This is a genomic window from Thermaurantimonas aggregans (assembly GCF_003851885.1).
GTDB lineage: Bacteria > Bacteroidota > Bacteroidia > Flavobacteriales > Schleiferiaceae > Thermaurantimonas > Thermaurantimonas aggregans.
The window spans coordinates 1-17,870 of the sequence record NZ_BHZE01000014.1; the positions used below are offsets into that span (position 1 = coordinate 1).

Here is a 17,870-nt window from a genome sequence, read left to right on the forward strand (position 1 = left end):
AATCAATTTTTTGAAATATCACTACCAAAAACCTGCTTTAAGTCTAATTCATTTTTTGTAACATTAAATACCATTTAAAAACTGATAAAAAAAAGCTGCCCTCTTTTAGGACAGCTTCTTTTTTTTTGGAATAACTTACATTTCGATTATTTATTTTTCCTGAACTTTGATATTCCTAGAGCAGCACCTGAAGCAATCAGTAGGGCACTTATCCCGTCAATGGGTGTTGGATTGTTGGGCATACCTGGCTGAGCCATTACACCGATACCAATCAATAAAACTGCAAGTAAAAGTATTTTTTTCATGACTATCGCACAAATTTTAAGGTTGTTTCTGTTCCTTCGATGTTGGCTCTTACCACATACACTCCTTGGCGCAACATACTTAGGTCAAAGGTAAGGTGCTGACCGGCTGAAGCAGTGAATTTCTTTTCGAAAACCCGTTTACCTGTCATATCGACGAGGAAAAATTCTCCACGAGCAGCAGTTGGGCTCATTACTATGTGAAGTGTTTCTCCAGATGCCCAGATTTGCGAAGCTTTATTAAGAGCACCTTCATCTACTCCGATAAGGTTTTCTGCAAGGTGTAGTGTAAAGCGGTGATGACTACCCGTAGTAGGCTGATAGAAGCTGTATGGACCATCTTCGATTTTCACAAATTGATTAGTCACGTGGTCTTCGAGCCAGGCATGATATCCATTTGGTAATCCCAAGGCTTCAAGCTCTATGGTCATCACTGATGGCTTGCCGCAGTACACGTGCAGAGGTATCTGCTTGCTGCCGGTTATCAGACTTCTGCTGTCTACAGCTAAGGGCTTATTACCTGCGATGGTGTAGAAAGAAATGCGTGTAGGGTCGCCTTTTAGTTTTTCGCTGTCATAGGTATTTTCATATCCATCTGTGGCCTCGCTGCGGAAGTAGATGCGCAGTTCATCAGTGCTTCCATCTGCTCTGCTGAGCTTTAGCCATGCGTGGTCTATTGAGATCTGCGGCTTTGCCTGAGCCGGATTTACACTAGTGCTCTGATTTGCTGGTACTACAGTCACATTACCACCAGTGGAAGTCGCCCGTACCCAAAATGCCTGCATAGGCGCTATAGTGAAGGGAGTGGGGTCTGTAAAATTGTAAGTAGTGAAATTTCCGGTGGTAGGATTGTAGATGTAGGCTGTGCCGACTGCACTTGATACTGAAGTGGTCTGAAGATTTAATGGAGCCAAATATGGATTTACAATAAGATTCCAACCATCAGTATGAGAGCCGATTATATTGGTAAAAGTTGGGGTATTGGTATAACCGAGACTGATGGATGGCGATGGATTAGCCGGGCTCATGCTAATATTCACCAGATTTTGGGTAGTCAAATTTCGAGTGATGATACCGTGTTGGTTTTCGCCCATGTAGATCACATAACCTTGATTAGGGAGAAATGTCTCAGTAGTAATGCTTGTCGGATATACATAGTCACCGGTATTGGGATTCCAGCGTGCTATCGGTAGTGGTGATGCTGCGGAGAAAAACGCGGGACTGCCTCCATCAAATTGACTCATTGCAACCCCAGGCATTGGAAAGCCAATGCTAAACCAACGGCCATTTTTACCATCATTGAAGTCGCTTGATAGAGGATTTGTATTAGCTGCTCCGGCCGGGAAAAATGCTTGTCTTGTGATGGTGCCTGTGCCGCTTAGTGTACAATTGGAGCATATTACTAATTTGGCATATTCCGTGGCGTCTGCTTCTAAGGTGAGGGTGCCATGTACGACTATTTTTGAATTGTTGGCCGTAGAGATAAATCCATTTTTTCGAATGGTGATGTTTTCTGTTCCTGTGCCGAATTGTACACCTATGGTGGCATTGTCAATGATTACGTAGTCAAGGGTAAAATCACTGCCTTGAAAAGTCTGCGTGCCGGAGGTATTATTGGTAAAAAAGATTGCGCGGTTGTTGGTATTGAGCGTCCCTCCCGCAGATTTATGAATTCCTCCTCCAACTCCCAAAAATTCGATATCACCACCTATTACTGTCGATAGATTTACAACTCCAGAAATCTGGAGCAAACCTTTTGAAACTATTTTTCGATTACTGTTATTCATGTTTAAGGTTCCATGGACATTAATGCCTGAACCATTTATTACAAAATCATAAGGCACTGTCGTGTTGGTAAAATTGAATGTAGAGGCAGTGTTTATAATCAGCTGATTGCCAACAGCACGATTGAGATTGGTGAAATTGACTGTAGTAGGGTCTGTTCCGTTACCAACGATAACGTTAAATGGATATCCAGGGTCAGTACCCACGATACCGGTACCTAAATGACTCCATTCCAAACCAGGAGAATAACTTGGAGCGAGGTATTGCAGCCAAGAACCATACGCGTAGATGGGTGCATATCCGCTCACAAAACCACCTGATTTTATTTTCAGACTATTACCAATGGTCACGTTGGTATCCAAGATGAGATTTCCATTAATGGTTATTTCTCCATTCATATAAAAGTTAGCGGGAAGTCTGCCTGTTCCTGTAAAAGTAAAATTGGTTCCATTGGTTATAAAATTAGAAGCTATACCAACTAGGGCGGCATCATTTACAAATTCTACTGAAGAAAAGGAAAAATCAATTTTCCCATTACCAATTAATTCAATGGAATCAAGATTCAATGGAGAAGGTAGGCTACTTGCATTAAGCTCTACACTGTCTTCCACCTGGATGCGTGCACCAGAGGGAGGTATTACATTTCCTCGCCATGTAGAAGCATTGGTGTAGGGTAGAATACCTGCAGTAGCAATGGTGCGATAAGCCGGTTGAACGGTAAAGGTGTAGTTGGGGCCGGAGTTGTTATTGAAATGTATTGTGCGCAAGTCGTAAAAGAGGCTTGACTCACCGCCTGTGATCGTTCCAATGGAAGAACTGAATACGTAGAACGCAATGCTTTGATTGGGCAACACATTGAAGGTAGCTGTTCCAGTAGTACCTGTAATGGTGAAGGGAGTAATGTTACTGGATGCAAAGTTGTTAGTCGTCCAGCGCAGGTAAAAGTATTCGTCGGATGCCGGAGTGCCGCTGAGGGTAATGGTTACGGTAAGTTCACCGGGATAAACGCTGGTTAGCGGTTGAGAGGTGGTAACGGCAGTGATGGTACGCGGCTCACCGCTGGTTTCCATAAAGATGGCTTGTGTGCTATCGTATCCAATGTTTCTGAAATTGACGGTGTACCACTTTCCGTTGGTGAGAGTTACCGTATTATCGGGTCCAGAGTTGTAAGAATAGGTCTGTACAGTATTCATAGACACAGCTACGTTAGCCCATTTATTGGCATAAGGTGTTGCTAAGGGGCCGCTGGTAAACAACCATGTGTAATTACCTCCTACAAGGTCTCCACCGGAAGAGGCTACGCTAAAAATGGTTTGGTAAATGTTTGTTCCTAAGCCGGTTTTGATTTGAATGCGTCCGCCACTTACCTGAACTCCGCCTATGGCAGGGTTGGTAGGTGGATTACTCCAGGAGTTCCAGTTTCCAGGCATATTTAAACCTTCGGGGGCAAAAATTTGCCCATACGAAAGAATGCTTATACAAAATAAGAAAAATAAGTAAAGTTTTTTCATAAGAAAAATTTATAGTGTCAAAAGTACACTATAGGCTCGTAGGAAAATTTTTTTTGTGGTGTGTGCCTGAAAAACTTTTTGAAACTTTCTAATTAATTAGCGAAAATAGGGTAATAAATCAGGCTAACATCAATTTAATCAGGTCGGTAGTGGTGACTATGCCAATGGGTTCACCGGCGTCGTTTACCACGGGTAAGGCGTGGATGGGATTGTTTACGAAAAGTTCGGCGGCTGTGCGCACGGTGTCGGCAGGACTCAAAGCTTTGACGTGTCGGTTCATCAGTTGATCGATGGTAAACATGTCGTACACCTCGGGGCTGAAGTCATCTTCGGTAACGGCATCGGCAAAGCTGATGCGCAGAAGGTCAGTAAGGCTGAGCATTCCGACAATTTTACCGGCTTTTACCACGGGCACGTGTCTGATTTTGTGCTTTTTCATCAGCTTTTCAGCGTCGGCAGGGTGTTTTTTTACATCGATGGTGAGCACCTGCTTAGTCATTATTTCGGTGATGGGGATGTCTAGGTTCATTCGTGAGGAGATTTTACAGAGTAAATGTTCTTTTAAAAGGGATGTATGAACTATGATTTGAGTCAATGTTTCGGAATTCTGAATTAAAAGTAAACTAAATCTCTGACTACCACTTCAACTAAAACTTTGAGGTAAACTTTTGATTTTAAAAGGAATAACAATTCAGCTTTCAGTGTTGAATTCTATTCGGGAAGTGTGATTTTTTTATGAAAAATCACGATTCAATTTTTCCTTAAACGGAGGTTATGAGTAATTGAGTGTAGCAGCGCAAAAAATTGCGTGTGGGATAGGGGCAAATATGAGCGGATAGTTGCAAGCGAAGTCAGCTATCACTAGCTTGCCTGAATTAACCCGACCCAGAGGAAGATGCTTTTAGAATCAGTGTGGGTAAACCCGAACGACTGAGCGCAACTAGGGAATTGGGGGGTACGCCAATAAAAAAACAAAGAAAAATAAAAAATGGCCCGCAGAACGGGCCTGTTTGTTAATCGTTGAGCTTAAGAACAGCCAAGAAAGCTTTTTGAGGTATTTCGACGCTGCCGATTTGTTTCATGCGCTTTTTACCTTCTTTCTGCTTTTCCAACAGTTTGCGTTTTCGGGTGATGTCACCGCCATAACACTTAGCGGTAACGTCCTTGCGAAGGGCGCTGATGGTTTCGCGGGCTATGATTTTGGAGCCTATAGCTGCTTGTATGGCGATAACAAACTGTTGGCGAGGAATGAGTTCTTTGAGTTTTTCACACATCTTTCGGCCAATGTCGTATGCATTGGAGCGGTGAACAAGGGCAGATAGGGCGTCGACAGGGTCGCCGTTGATGAGGATATCGACTTTAACGAGGTCGCTCTCGCGATAGCCAATCGGGTAGTAGTCGAATGAAGCGTAACCGCGCGAGATAGACTTAAGCCGATCGTAGAAGTCGAAAACGATCTCGGCTAGGGGCATTTCGAAGGTGAGCTCGACGCGATCAGAGGTAAGGTATACCTGGTTCTTTAGAATGCCACGCTTGTCGATACAGAGCTTCATGATAGAACCGACGTATTCGCTTTTGGAAATGATCTGAGCCTTGATGTAGGGCTCTTCAATGCGGTCGAGTTTCACCGGATCGGGGAAGTCGGCGGGATTGTTTACCTTCACCGGTACGGTGGGGTCCTTCTTCATGTAGGCGATGTACGATACGTTTGGCACGGTGGTGATTACGTCCATGTTAAACTCGCGGTCGAGCCGCTCTTGGACGATTTCCATGTGGAGCATGCCGAGAAAGCCGCATCGGAAGCCAAAGCCGAGGGCTGCCGATGATTCGGGCTCGAAGGTGAGGGAGGCGTCGTTGAGCCGTAGCTTTTCGAGCGATGAACGGAGCTCTTCGTACTGGTCGATTTCTACAGGATAAACGCCCGCAAAGACCATAGGCTTTACTTCTTCAAAGCCTTCAATGGGGGCATCCGCGGGATTGTCGGCCGAAGTGATGGTGTCGCCGACTTTGACTTCGCGGGCATCTTTAATGCCGGAAACGATGTACCCTACGTCGCCGGCTGATATTTCGTCTTTGGGGTATTGCTTGAGTTGTAAGATGCCGATTTCATCTGCATTATACACCTTGTCGGTGGCCATGAATTTGACGCGCTGCCCTTTTCGTATGGTGCCATTTACTACCTTAAAGTACGCCTCTATACCGCGATAGGGATTATAAACGGAGTCGAAGATCAAGGCTTGGAGAGGCGCATTGGGATCGCCTTTGGGCGCAGGGATGCGCTTGACGATGGCTTCGAGGATTTTATCGACGCCTTGCCCCGTCTTGCCGCTGGCGGGGATGATGTCTTCTCTTTTGCAGCCTATAAGATCGATGATCTGGTCGCTTACTTCTTCGGGATTGGCGGAGGGCAAATCAATTTTGTTCAGCACGGGAATGATTTCGAGATCGTGCTCGAGGGCTAGGTATAGATTACTAATGGTTTGAGCCTGTATGCCCTGGGAGGCATCTACGATGAGCAGAGCTCCTTCGCAGGCAGCAATAGCACGAGAAACTTCGTAGCTGAAGTCCACATGGCCTGGGGTATCGATGAGGTTTAGGGTGTATTCTTTGCCTTCGAATTTGTAGTACATCTGCACGGCATGGCTTTTAATGGTGATACCGCGTTCGCGCTCGAGGTCCATGTTGTCGAGTACCTGATCCATTTTTTCGCGCTCACTGATGGCATTGGTCATATCGAGCAGCCGATCGGCCAGAGTGCTCTTGCCGTGGTCGATGTGTGCGATGATGCAAAAGTTTCGAATGTGCTCCATTATCCTACTGTGCAATAAAAGTTTGGCAAAAGTACGATGCTATGCAGGTATAACTTGATTTGGGAGTTGCTGGTTCGTTCAAAATTTTACAGAGTAGGTTTATCCTGGTTCTGTGCGATGGAAGTTATGCTTAAGTAAAGACTTTTTAGACGAATGAAAAAAGCCCGAATGGATTCTGTGAAGACCATTCGGGCTTTGGTAAAGTATAAGAGGTGCTACTTTTTTTTGGATGAGTCTTCTGCCTCTTCTTTTTTAGAGCCAAGCACTGATGCATTTACGTCGTTGTAAATCTGGCTTAGCTCTTTAGAAATGGCATTTTTGTTAATTTTCAAGCGGCTGTTTTCACTTTCAATGATCACGTAGTTGTCACCTACCTCTTGCACCTTACCATGAATGCCAGCGGCTGTTACGATGCGCATGCCTTTTACGACCGATTCTGCAAATTTGGCTTCTTCTTTCTGGCGCTTCACCTGCGGACGTATCATGAAAAAGTAAAGCACAACTATGAGCAGCAGAAAAGGCAGAAAAGAGCCAAGAGGTGAGGGTTGAGCCTGTAAAAAGAGTGTTAAAAGCAAGTGGTTCATTGTGTTGGTGGTTTACTGATTTTGTGGTTTTTTGCTTACTACTTCAGAAGTGATTTTGAGAATTTTGGTGTTGGGCACTGTGTTGGCAATGAGTGTTACCGTTTTGTCTTGACGGCCTGCGCGATTGCTGCTATCAAAAGAGACTTTGATTACGCCTTTTTTTCCGGGCATTACAGGGTCGCGTGGGTATTCAGGCACGGTGCATCCGCAGCTGCCTTGCGCGCTTGTGATTACAAGGGGTGCTTTGCCTGCGTTGGTAAAGACAAATTCATGAGTCACGACGGTTCCTTCTTCGATGATGCCAAAGTCGTGCTCTTCTGACTCAAACTGGAAAACCGGCTGATCGTCAGCAGTGACGACATCTGTCGTTACAGTGCCCGATTTCTTGATTTTGCTGCTAGCGCTATCGCAAGAGATGGCTGTGCTGATAGCCAATGACAAGAGAAAGAAAATGCGGATATACTTCATAGCTTTCTGGTATTTAGTTTGGGAAATTTTTCATTCTTGTAACAAACCTCTGCCGGTTTTAATTAAAAGGTTTTGTTCTGCCAATTCTTGGGCAATTTTGTCAATGATTCCGTTGATGAAAATGCGGCTCTTTGGGGTGGAATAAAGCTTTGCCAAGTCGAGATATTCGTTGATGGTGACTTTCACAGGAATTTCTTCAAAATACATAAACTCACACAGAGCCATTTTCATCAAAATCATGTCAGAAACATTTACTCTTTCAGGCTCCCAATTGGCTATTTTCTTTATGATCAGACTCTCGAAATAGGCGTCATTTTCAATGGTTTTCTGATAAAGATTTTTTGCCATTTCACGGTCTGATTCGTCCTTGAAGAGCTCTGGAAGAATGTTTTGTTTGTCGTCCCAAATGTTTTGTAGAGTTTGATAAACGAGCATTTGGGCAGGTTCAAGCTCTTCAGACCAGTGAATGTTTTTGTCTTCGTAGAGCTGATGAACCAATTCGTTGTTTGCGAAGGCCGTACTGTATACCCAAACAATGAATTCAAAATCGTTCATGGAAGAGGTGCCATTCATGTACTGCTGAAATTCCTCAGCTTTGATCAAGTTTTGATAAATTCGTTGAATCAATTCGCGATCGTCGCCCCATTGAATTTTGCGTTTTTCAAAGAGCAGCTGTAATGCTTTATTTTCTACTAAATGTAAGAAAATTTTATTGTTTACAAAGCGAAGGTTAGGATGCAGGTCTTCGTAGGTAGGTTTTACCTTTTGCTTCCGACGTTCAATGATTTCGAGGTTGGTATTTCGAAGTTCCAATAGTCCTTTTACTTCGAATAGAAAAAGGTCATAAATGGCCTCGAAACTTTTAAACAAGTTCGATAATCCTACCTGAATATCGATCGGGGCGTGATGGTGTGCAAAAAGGGCTTGGAAAGTTTTAATCCGTATCTGACGACGTGTGAGCATAGTTAGGAGTGAACGAGTGACTTCTTATGGTTTTGAATGCGTTCTTGAGCTTTCACGTACGCAGCTTGATGAGTGGTGATATGTTGCTGCTCAGCGATGGAGATTACTTCGAGCAAAGTGTTGTAAATGTTTTCCGTACGGCGCAGCGCCTCCTGGCGATCGTATTTGGCTATTTCGGAGTACACATTGATCAGACCTCCAGCGTTGATCAGAAAATCAGGGCAGTAGAGTATGCCGCGTTCTTCGATCATCTTGGCATGGCGGTTTTCATCAGCCAGCTGATTGTTGGCTGCACCTGCTACAATGGCACAACGGAGGGCTGGAATTGTTTCGTCGTTGAGGGTAGCTCCAAGGGCACAGGGTGCATAGATATCTACCTCAGCTTCAGCAAAGTGACCGTTGAAGGGCTTTGCTCTGTATTTAGCTACGGCTTCCTCTACGCGATCGGCATACACGTCTTGTACCCATACTTCCGCTCCAGCATTCGTTAGGTGTTCTACCAGCGTGATACCCACGTTGCCAACGCCCTGCACCAGCACCTTTCGGCCGGCAAGATTTTCGCTTCCCCAACGGTGTTTTGCAGCGGCCTTAATACCGACAAACACCCCGTAAGCTGTTACCGGACTGGGGTCGCCACTGCCACCCATTTCTAGCGGAATGCCGGTTACGTAGTCGGTTACCTCTTTCACGTAGCGAATGTCAGCTTCCTTGATACCCACATCTTCAGCAGTGATGTATCGGCCTGACAGGCTGTTTACATACCGGCCGAAGGCGCGCATCATCTCAGGCGTCTTGTCTGTGCGGCTGTCGGCAATGATTACAGCCTTGCCACCGCCCAAATTGAGGCCTGCCAGCGAAGCCTTAAACGACATACCTCTCGACAGGCGAAGTACGTCCCAAAGAGCTATGGATTCATCTTCATAAGGCCACATACGCGTACCGCCGAGCGCCGGCCCCAGTACAGTTGAGTGAATTCCGATGATGGCTTTTAATCCAGTATCCGGATCATGGCAAAAAACTACTTGCTCGTGGTTGTCAAAGGAGGGATGATTGAAAACAAGGTGATGAACTTTTTCTTGCATCTTGACTTTAATAATAATCGTTTAAGAACCCTTGTGATACCTTTGCATATAGCCAAGGCATATCGGCGGCTAAAGTACAATGTTTGTGAGCAGTTCATCAAATTTCTTGGTCTTAGCAATTCATGAAAAACCTTTCATACCTCAATAAATACATCCTTCGCTATAAATGGCACTTCCTTACAGGCACTCTGTTTGTTGCCATCTCAGTAGTCTTTGGCATTTATCCGGCACAGTACATTCGACTGAGCTTCAACGAAGTGGAAAAAGTAATCCACTTATATCGCTCTGGAGCTGCGGTCGACTACCATTTGCTATCAAACACGCTGCTTTGGTATGCGATAGTCATCATTGGCTCATCTATTTTAAAAGGGGCTTTTACCTTCTTTATGCGTCAAACCATCATCGTGGCCAGCCGCCGGATCGAATACGACCTTAAGAATGAAATCTACCAACACTATCAGAAGTTGCATCTGGCGTTTTATCGCAAGAATTCGACTGGCGACCTTATGAACCGCATCTCTGAAGACGTCAGTCGTGTGCGTATGTATATCGGTCCAGCGGTGATGTATGGCATTAACGTGCTGGTGACTTTGGCTATTGTGATTCCCATCATGTTCAGCATCAGCGCCAAGCTCACGCTCTACGTGCTTCTGCCCCTTCCTGTACTCTCGTATGTAATTTACCATGTAAGCCAGCTCATCAATGTACGAAGCGAGGTGGTGCAGCGCAAACTCTCAGACTTAAGCACGTTGGCTCAAGAAACTTTTTCAGGCATTCGCGTCATCAAGGCATTTTCTAAGGAAAATTTCTTCGCCCACTTGTTTGCTGAGGCATCTGATGAGTACAGCCGTGTAAACGAAAAGCTCTACAAGGTCAATGCGATGTTTATGCCGTTGGTGATGTTTCTCATCGGCCTGAGCACACTCCTTACAGTGTATGTAGGCGGTATGGAAACATTAGCCGGCCGCCTTACTACGGGAAATATTGCCGAGTTTATCCTTTACCTCAATATGCTTACTTGGCCAGTTACCTCGATCGGTTGGGTCACCTCCATAATACAGCGCGCTGAAGCTTCACAGATGCGCATTAACGAATTTTTACACACCGAGCCCGAAATAGTAAACCCCACTGAAAAACCCTTCGAATTCAAGGGAAAAATCGAATTTCAAAACGTCACAATGGTCTATCCTGACAGTGGGGTTAAAGCACTCGACAACGTAAGCTTTACCATTGAGCCCGGCACTACGGTGGGTCTTGTAGGTAAAACAGGCTCGGGTAAATCGACCGTTGCCGCCCTTATGCTCAGACAGTATGACCCCACCAATGGCCGAATCCTTATCGATGGCCACGACCTGCGCACCATTAACCTTGAAGACTATCGAAAAAACCTCGGCGTTGTGCCCCAAGACGGCTATCTGTTTTCGGACACCATTTACAACAACATTGCCTTTGGGCTTGACCATCCCAAAGATCAAGTTATTTATTCATCTGCTGAAATAGCCGATCTCGACGCCAACATTCGCGACTTCCCACAGGGCTATCAGACGCGCGTGGGTGAGCGGGGCATCACCCTTTCCGGCGGTCAAAAACAGCGGACAGCTCTTGCCCGAGCCATAGCTCGAAGGCCAATGATGTACATACTCGACGACTGCTTGTCAGCTGTAGATACTGAAACCGAAGACCGCATATTGCGCAACATTCGCCAGCTCACTGCTCAGGCTACTACACTCATCATCTCTCACCGAATCTCTTCTATAAAAGATGCAGACAAGATCATTGTACTCGATCACGGTCGTGTCGTTGAGCAGGGCACCCATCAGCAGCTCATTGATGCAGGTGGTTATTATGCTCATATGTATCAGCAGCAGGTACAGTCAGCTGCCCAGCCTGTCGATTTGGAATAATTCTTTTTTCTCTTCCGGCGTGCCCTTTACTCCTTTTGTTGTGTTCAGTCGTTTGGGTTTGTCAAGACATGATTCTAAAAGCATCTTCGTCTGGGTCAGGTTAACCCAGATAAGGCAGCAATGGTTGTTTTCGTAAGGTGCCATCCGCTTTTATCCCTCACGAAGCTGTGGACTAGGGCCACATGTAAAAACTCTTTGTGGGCTTTCGGTTTACCTCTAAAGCTAAACAAGTTATTTAAAAAAAAGCTTTGAATCGCCTACTGCAATACTCAGAATTTTAAATATGTCGGCACTTTTGTCTATCAGGGTCTGAAAAATTCATCCCTCAGGATGCTGTAACACTCGTTGTGCCCAAAAATGTAATGATCTATCAGCTGAATGCCCAGAAGCTTTCCGCCTTCTTCCAGGCGCTTAGTAAGCGCTCGATCGGCTTCCGAAGGTTTCAAGTTGCCTGATGGGTGATTATGAGCCACAATCACGCGCGTTGCGCTGCACTCCAAAGCTTTTTTAAACACCACAATCGGATCTACCATTGTGGCGGTTACACCTCCTGATCCAATGAGTTCACAACGCAAAACAGCCAGCCTGTTTGACAAATAGAGCGCGTAAAATCGCTCCACTTCCAAGTCGGCCAAGTAGCGGTTCAGATATACATACGCTTTGTCAATTCGATCGATGATTTCTTCATTACTGCTGCGTGTGTCGCGCGTCCGTCGGCCTAGTTCCAGAGCGGCAAGTATGGTGATAGCTTTTGCCTTGCCTATGCCTTTGATCGATTTGAGCTCATCGAGGCTCATGCGCGCCAGTCGAAGCAAGTTTTTGTCGCACTTGTCCAGCACTTGGCGTGCCAGCTCCACGGCATTGAGCTCTCTGGTACCCGAGCCGAGAAGTATTGCGAGCAGCTCTGCATCTGAGAGGGCTTCCCGACCTTTCAGTTCGAGTTTTTCACGCGGTCGGTCGTCTTTAGCTAGTTGTTTTATGCTTCTATTGCTCATTGAGTGCGATTTCCTCTTTTACAAAGTTAGGCCAGCGCTTCATGTAGCGCACAAAGGGCATACTCAGTCCTTCTCTCATTAAATGCTCAGCTGAATAAGGCGGGTAGTGGAGAGCCAAATTACTTGCCCATCGCTTAGGCAGGTCGTGATGTGCTATGGCTGCTCGTCCAACAGCAAGCAAGTCAGTGCCAAGCGAAAAGAGTTGATCGCCCTGTTCATGCGTCCAAATGTTGCCAGCGGTGCGCAGTAGGGTGGGCGAGGAGCCTCTCAATTGGCTGAAGTAGCTAATGGCCGGCGGGCCCTCGGGGTATTTGTTGGGTCGTTTCAGAGCATCCCATAGCGAGATATCGACATAGTCAACCTCCAAGGTGAAGAGTTGTTGAGCTGTTTCCAGACTTTCGTCGAAGTCTATACCCGAGAAAAAGGAAAAATCTTCAGGCGAGATGCGCACACCTACCACCAGTTGCCCTTTCAGATGTTTCTGAACAGCGTTTAAAATCTCTTTTAAAAAGCGCCTTCTCTTTTCTGCATCTCCACCCCATTGGTCAGTGCGTCGATTGGTGGTAGCGCTGAGAAATTGGTGAATTAAGTAGCCATGTGCAGCGTGAATTTCCACGCCGTCAAATCCGGCCTCTGCTGCTCGTATCGCAGCACGCTCGAAGGCTTGAATGACCCCTTGAATGTCTTCTTCACAGCCCTCTACAGCTATCTGATGCCCTTTAGCTGGATGGAATATGTCTGAGGCGCTCCAAACACGCCCGCCGTTTAAGGAAGCATCGGCACGCGAACCAGCGTGAAACAGTTGAGCAATCGAAAGAGAACCATGCGCTCTGATGGCTTCGGTCAGCTTTCGCAAGCCCGCAATGTGCGCATCTTCAGAGATGCCCATTTGACCCTGCCATGCCTTGCCGTCTTGCTGTACGTACATCGCACAGGTCACTACTGTGCCAAATCCTCCCTGTGCGCGCATGCTAAGGAATCGAATTTCTTCTTCTGAAGCTGTGCCGTCGGCATGGCTTTGTTGATTGGTCATTGGTGCTAACACCATTCGGTTTGGAGCTTTTTTTTTCGAAGCAGGGTAAAGAATAGGTTCCGTAAAAAGTGGTTTCAAGGCAGTATTGCGTTTATTTGCTGCAAAATAGCGTTTTATTTCTATGTCCACTTCACCGGATTGGTCTAAAATCTTCACCGGCCGCAGGCTGGGCGACGAAGAAAATACCTCAACCCTTCGCACCGAATACGAGCGCGATTACGATCGCATTATATTTTCATCGGCTTTTCGAAGGCTGCAAAACAAAACACAGGTATTTCCGCTGCCCGGCCACATTTTTGTGCACAATCGCCTCACCCATTCGCTCGAGGTGGCCAGTGTTGGTCGCAGCTTGGCGCGCTATGCGGGCCATTACATCGCCCAACATTGCATAGATGCATCTGATCACTCCTCACAAGAATTCTACCGCTTCAGCTTGCCTTCCGTCATTGCCTCTGCTTGTCTGGCGCACGACATCGGCAACCCTGCCTTTGGCCATTCCGGTGAAAAGGCCATTAGCCAGTATTTTCTTCAGAATCAGGATTTAAAAAACCATTTTTCTGATAAAGAGTGGGCTGACTTGATCAACTTCGAGGGCAATGCCAATGCTTTCCGCATCGTGGCTCAGCGCAAGCCTTACCGAATACAACAGGGCCTTGGCATTACCATGACCACCTTGGCCGCTATGATCAAATATCCTTGTGAATCTGTAGCAATAGACAAAACCACTGCCTATCGAAAGAAATACAACTTCTTTCAGAGCGAAGTTAACTTGTTTGAAGAAGTCGCGAATGCGACTCACATGAGGTTCGAATCAAGGGAACCTTTGGTGTATGCTCGGCATCCCTTTGTGTATCTGGTAGAGGCTGCCGACGACATCTGCTATGCCATAATGGATTGGGAAGATGCAGCTCGATTAAAAATTTTGCCACACGACTATGCTGCTGAGTACCTCTTGGCCCTGGTTAAAACCGATCCAGATTACAACGCGAGTAAAACGGAAAAAATTCTTCAAACCCTCCGCTCTGACCCTAACGAACAGTTGGCTTACTTGCGCGCAAAAAGCATTAATGCCCTTGTAAAGCACTGTGCCGAAGTATTTACCCACTATGTTCGATCAGGCGAAATTTTTAATAATCCTAGGCCTTTGGCCAAAAAAGTGCCGACAGAGGTATCAGACATTTTAAAAGAGATTAGCGAATTGTCCATACAAAATATTTACAACCACGATTCTGTAGTGAAAATTGAACTCGCTGGCTACCGCGTACTTCGCGGATTGCTCGAAGATTTCGTTCCTGCCGTGCTCGCGTCAGAGCCCAACGCAGCAGAGGAAAAATTGCTTCAGCTTTTGCCCATTCAATACAAACCCGAATACGCTGACACCGCCTATCAAAAGGTAATGAAAGTGCTCGACTTCGTCTCGGGCATGACTGATTTGTACGCTCTTGAGTTGTATCGGAACCTTCGCGGTATTTCTATGCCCGGATATGGCTTGCATTGAGTTCAAACAGCAGCTGTGACGCTTTTGTTACCTTTCAAACGTCCACTACATGGAAGAATATTTTTATCACTGCCCGTATTGCGATGCGCCTATTTCGACGTTAATCGAGCCGGTTCAGGGTTGGTACGATTACGAAGAAGATTGCGAAGTGTGCTGCCGACCCATTCGCCTGCGTTTTAGGATAGTGTACACTGCAACCGGCCATGTAAGGGTTAGGACTTTTTCGGCCACAACGATTGACGATCTTTGAGAAGATGCGAAATTTTCAACCTCAAAATAAATTTTTATCATTTCACCATAATTTTTAAATGGATGTAATTTGCGCATACGCAAAACCTGCCCAAATGAAAAGGTACAACATCATCAACGAAATTCCTCCGAGCATCAATGTTGAAGGTAAACTCATCGTCTTCGATCGGCCGAAAGTGATGGGCATACTCAATGCCACCCCCGACAGTTTTCACTCCGTAAGTCGCGTGGCCGGCGTCGATGAGGCCCTCGCATTGGCTGAGAAGATGGTGGCTGAAGGTGCAGAGTTTCTCGACCTCGGCGGCTGCAGTACTCGTCCGGGCAGTGAACCTCCGACCATCGAAACCGAATGGGAGCGCATCCATGCTATCATACCAGCTTTGCGCAAGGCTTTTCCAGATACAGTGATCAGTGTTGACACTTATCGCTCAGAAATCGCCCGAAGAGCTCTAGATGCTGGCGCCCAAATGATCAACGATATCAGTGGCGGTACGCTCGATCCGCAGATTTTCAAAATAGTGGCTGAATATCAGGTTCCCTATGTGCTCTCGCACCTCAAGGGCGTGCCCAAAACCATGCAAGACGATCCTCAATATCAAGACCTTATTGGCGAAATCTACCACTACTTTAGCGAACGGATCAAAAAAGTGCGCGATACCGGCATCAACGATATCATACTCGATCCGGGCTTTGGTTTCGGTAAAAAACTTGAACACAATTTCTTAATTCTCAAAAATTTACACATTTTCCAAGACTTTGCTATGCCTGTAATGGTGGGCATAAGTCGCAAATCAATGATTCATAAAGCTTTGGGAATTTCTCCTGACGATGCTCTCAATGGCACTACAGCTCTTCACATGGCGGCATTGATGGGTGGGGCGCATTTGCTACGTGTACACGATGTGAAAGAAGCCGTGCAGACGATTAAGCTTTACGAACTCATCAAATACACCGAAGCCTGAATATGGGGGCAATCACCTGGGTTCAGATTCTCGACATACTGCTCGTATCGCTGCTGATTTATCAGATTTATCGATTGATACGAGGTACCTCCTCTCAGAGCATACTCATAGGCATATTTGTCATCTATCTGATATGGAAGGTGGTGCACTGGCTCAATCTCACCCTCCTCACCGAAATCATGAGCCGCTTCATCGATATTGGTTTTTTAGCATTGGTTATCATCTTTCAGACGGAAATACGTCGATTTCTCCTTGTACTTGGCACCCCGGGCAGTCGCATCAATTTTCGCTGGCTTCGAAAGATATTGGCTAAGAAGTCTGAAGATATTCACGAAATGATGGATTACGATCAAATCTTACTGGCATGTGAGCGCCTTCAGCGCCAGCGCAACGGTGCTTTGATTGTAATTGGTCGAAAAAACGTGTTGTCGCCTTACATCCAAACGGGTATCAGTATCGATGCGCATCTCAGCGCCTTGCTCATCGAATGCATTTTCCAAAAAACTTCGCCCCTGCACGACGGGGCGGTGATCATCGAAAAAAACAAAATCACCGCTGCGCGAGTCATCTTGCCCGTGAGTGAAAATCCGCGATTGCCTGCAAACTTTGGCCTTCGCCATAGAGCCGCTATCGGAATATCGGAGCGTACTGACGCCATCGTTATTGCCCTGTCTGAAGAAACTGGCCAAATCATGGTCTGCCACGATGGACAGTACCGCTGCGACCTCTCTAAGCCAGAGCTTAGCAAAGAGTTACATAAATATTTCCTCTTTTGATTATTCCCGGTTTTTTGAATCCATCAAAATCGTCACCGGGCCATCGTTTACCAGTTCTACTTCCATCATGGCTCCAAATATGCCCGTATGCACTTTTTTACCGTGTAATTCTTCTACCTTTTTTACAAAGTATTCATACAGTTCGTTGGCCAGTGCGGGTGGAGCCGCGGCTGTGTAGCTCGGTCGGTTGCCTTTTTTGGTAGAGGCATGTAAGGTAAATTGACTCACTACTAGTACATCACCTTCTACATCGGCCAGCGATAGGTTCATCTTCCCCTGGCTATCGTTGAATATCCGCAGCTGAACGAGCTTCGAGGCTAGCCAGTCGGCATCAGTAGGCCCATCGTCGTGCGTAACGCCAAGCAATACCAAAACACCCCTTTCGATCTGTCCCGTAACTTGTCCGTTTACCGTTACTTTCGCGCGGCTTACGCGTTGAATCACAATTCGCATGTTGATGATTAAAGAAGTGTATCGATTTTCAGAACTATCAGCCGCAAAATTGTACGAAATACTCAGGATACGAAACGAAATTTTTGTGGTCGAACAACAATCGGTATACAACGATACCGACGGCCACGACCTGAAGGCACTGCATTACACCTATTGGCAAGAGGGCGAATTAATTGCTTACAGCCGCATTTTACCGCGTTATACGGTCTATCCACTTGCCAGCATCGGTCGGGTGTGCGTGCGGAAGCCTCATCGCGGCCAGGGCTTTGGCCGTACGTTATTTTCCGAATCCTTAGAAATTTTAGAAAGCACCTTTGGGAAGCAGCCTATTAAAATCCAAGCCCAACTCTACCTGAAGACTTTTTACGAGAGCTTTGGCTTCAGAAGCATTACTGACGCCTACGACGATTGCGGAATTTTACACGTCGATATGGTGAAAGATTGAGTAGTGTTTCATCATCAAATGAAAAAGCTGGAACTCATTGTATCAGTTCC

At 46.1% G+C, this 17,870-nt stretch carries 17 protein-coding genes; 6 read left to right on the top strand and 11 right to left on the bottom strand.

What is annotated here, in order from left to right; genetic code table 11:
* Positions 1–146: 146 nt before the first annotated feature.
* The 8 genes from EIP89_RS11555 to EIP89_RS07425 form a co-directional block, all read right to left on the bottom strand.
* Positions 147–305 carry a PID-CTERM protein-sorting domain-containing protein gene (locus tag EIP89_RS11555; RefSeq protein ID WP_170157622.1) on the bottom strand — a complete coding sequence of 53 codons (159 nt, stop codon included), beginning with the start codon at positions 303–305 and terminating at the stop codon, positions 147–149.
* A 2-nt stretch (positions 306–307) separates the two neighbouring features.
* Entirely contained in the window at positions 308–3,598 is a 3,291-nt protein-coding gene (locus EIP89_RS07395) for a T9SS type A sorting domain-containing protein (protein WP_124398036.1), read from the bottom strand.
* A gap of 118 nt (positions 3,599–3,716) precedes the next feature.
* The gene (locus EIP89_RS07400; protein ID WP_124398037.1) at positions 3,717–4,127 is read right to left on the bottom strand and encodes a CBS domain-containing protein; all 411 of its coding nucleotides are present in this window, start codon (positions 4,125–4,127) and stop codon (positions 3,717–3,719) included.
* 484 nt (positions 4,128–4,611) lie between these two features.
* On the bottom strand, positions 4,612–6,408 hold the full coding sequence (gene lepA, locus EIP89_RS07405) for a translation elongation factor 4 (protein ID WP_124398092.1): 1,797 nt from the start codon (positions 6,406–6,408) through the stop codon (positions 4,612–4,614).
* A 215-nt stretch (positions 6,409–6,623) separates the two neighbouring features.
* The gene (gene yajC, locus EIP89_RS07410; RefSeq protein WP_124398038.1) at positions 6,624–6,992 is read right to left on the bottom strand and encodes a preprotein translocase subunit YajC; all 369 of its coding nucleotides are present in this window, start codon (positions 6,990–6,992) and stop codon (positions 6,624–6,626) included.
* Between the two features lie 12 nt (positions 6,993–7,004).
* Positions 7,005–7,460, bottom strand: a complete 456-nt coding sequence (locus EIP89_RS07415; protein ID WP_124398039.1) for a DUF1573 domain-containing protein — start codon at positions 7,458–7,460, stop codon at positions 7,005–7,007.
* 30 nt (positions 7,461–7,490) lie between these two features.
* Positions 7,491–8,423 (bottom strand): transcription antitermination protein NusB, encoded by a 933-nt coding sequence (locus tag EIP89_RS07420; protein ID WP_124398040.1) that lies wholly within the window; start codon positions 8,421–8,423, stop codon positions 7,491–7,493.
* A 2-nt stretch (positions 8,424–8,425) separates the two neighbouring features.
* A complete protein-coding gene (locus tag EIP89_RS07425) occupies positions 8,426–9,505 on the bottom strand; it encodes a Glu/Leu/Phe/Val dehydrogenase dimerization domain-containing protein (protein WP_124398041.1) in 1,080 nt (359 codons plus the stop codon).
* Between the two features lie 122 nt (positions 9,506–9,627).
* Here EIP89_RS07425 and EIP89_RS07430 point away from each other — a divergent pair, with 122 nt between their 5' ends.
* A complete protein-coding gene (locus EIP89_RS07430) occupies positions 9,628–11,409 on the top strand; it encodes an ABC transporter ATP-binding protein (protein ID WP_124398042.1) in 1,782 nt (593 codons plus the stop codon).
* Positions 11,410–11,711: 302 nt separating this feature from the next.
* Here EIP89_RS07430 and radC read toward each other — a convergent pair whose 3' ends face one another.
* Positions 11,712–12,404: a RadC family protein gene (gene radC, locus EIP89_RS07435; RefSeq protein ID WP_124398043.1), complete on the bottom strand. Its 693-nt coding sequence runs from the start codon at positions 12,402–12,404 to the stop codon at positions 11,712–11,714.
* On the bottom strand, positions 12,394–13,452 hold the full coding sequence (locus tag EIP89_RS07440) for an NADH:flavin oxidoreductase (RefSeq protein ID WP_124398044.1): 1,059 nt from the start codon (positions 13,450–13,452) through the stop codon (positions 12,394–12,396). The genes radC and EIP89_RS07440 overlap by 11 nt, the downstream gene beginning before the upstream one ends.
* 106 nt (positions 13,453–13,558) lie before the next feature.
* Between EIP89_RS07440 and dgt the strand changes: the two genes are divergently transcribed.
* From dgt to cdaA, 4 genes are all read left to right on the top strand, one after another.
* Entirely contained in the window at positions 13,559–14,935 is a 1,377-nt protein-coding gene (gene dgt / locus EIP89_RS07445; protein ID WP_124398045.1) for a dGTP triphosphohydrolase, read from the top strand.
* Between the two features lie 49 nt (positions 14,936–14,984).
* Positions 14,985–15,185: a zinc ribbon domain-containing protein gene (locus tag EIP89_RS07450; protein WP_124398046.1), complete on the top strand. Its 201-nt coding sequence runs from the start codon at positions 14,985–14,987 to the stop codon at positions 15,183–15,185.
* Positions 15,186–15,279: 94 nt separating this feature from the next.
* Complete coding sequence (gene folP, locus EIP89_RS07455) at positions 15,280–16,146, top strand: dihydropteroate synthase (RefSeq protein WP_124398047.1); 867 nt, start codon at positions 15,280–15,282, stop codon at positions 16,144–16,146.
* A gap of 2 nt (positions 16,147–16,148) precedes the next feature.
* A complete protein-coding gene (cdaA, locus tag EIP89_RS07460) occupies positions 16,149–16,922 on the top strand; it encodes a diadenylate cyclase CdaA (RefSeq protein WP_124398048.1) in 774 nt (257 codons plus the stop codon).
* Here cdaA and dtd read toward each other — a convergent pair whose 3' ends face one another.
* Positions 16,923–17,375 (bottom strand): D-aminoacyl-tRNA deacylase, encoded by a 453-nt coding sequence (gene dtd, locus EIP89_RS07465; protein WP_124398049.1) that lies wholly within the window; start codon positions 17,373–17,375, stop codon positions 16,923–16,925.
* 4 nt (positions 17,376–17,379) lie between these two features.
* Between dtd and EIP89_RS07470 the strand changes: the two genes are divergently transcribed.
* On the top strand, positions 17,380–17,820 hold the full coding sequence (locus EIP89_RS07470; RefSeq protein WP_160160557.1) for a GNAT family N-acetyltransferase: 441 nt from the start codon (positions 17,380–17,382) through the stop codon (positions 17,818–17,820).
* Positions 17,821–17,870 lie beyond the last annotated feature (50 nt).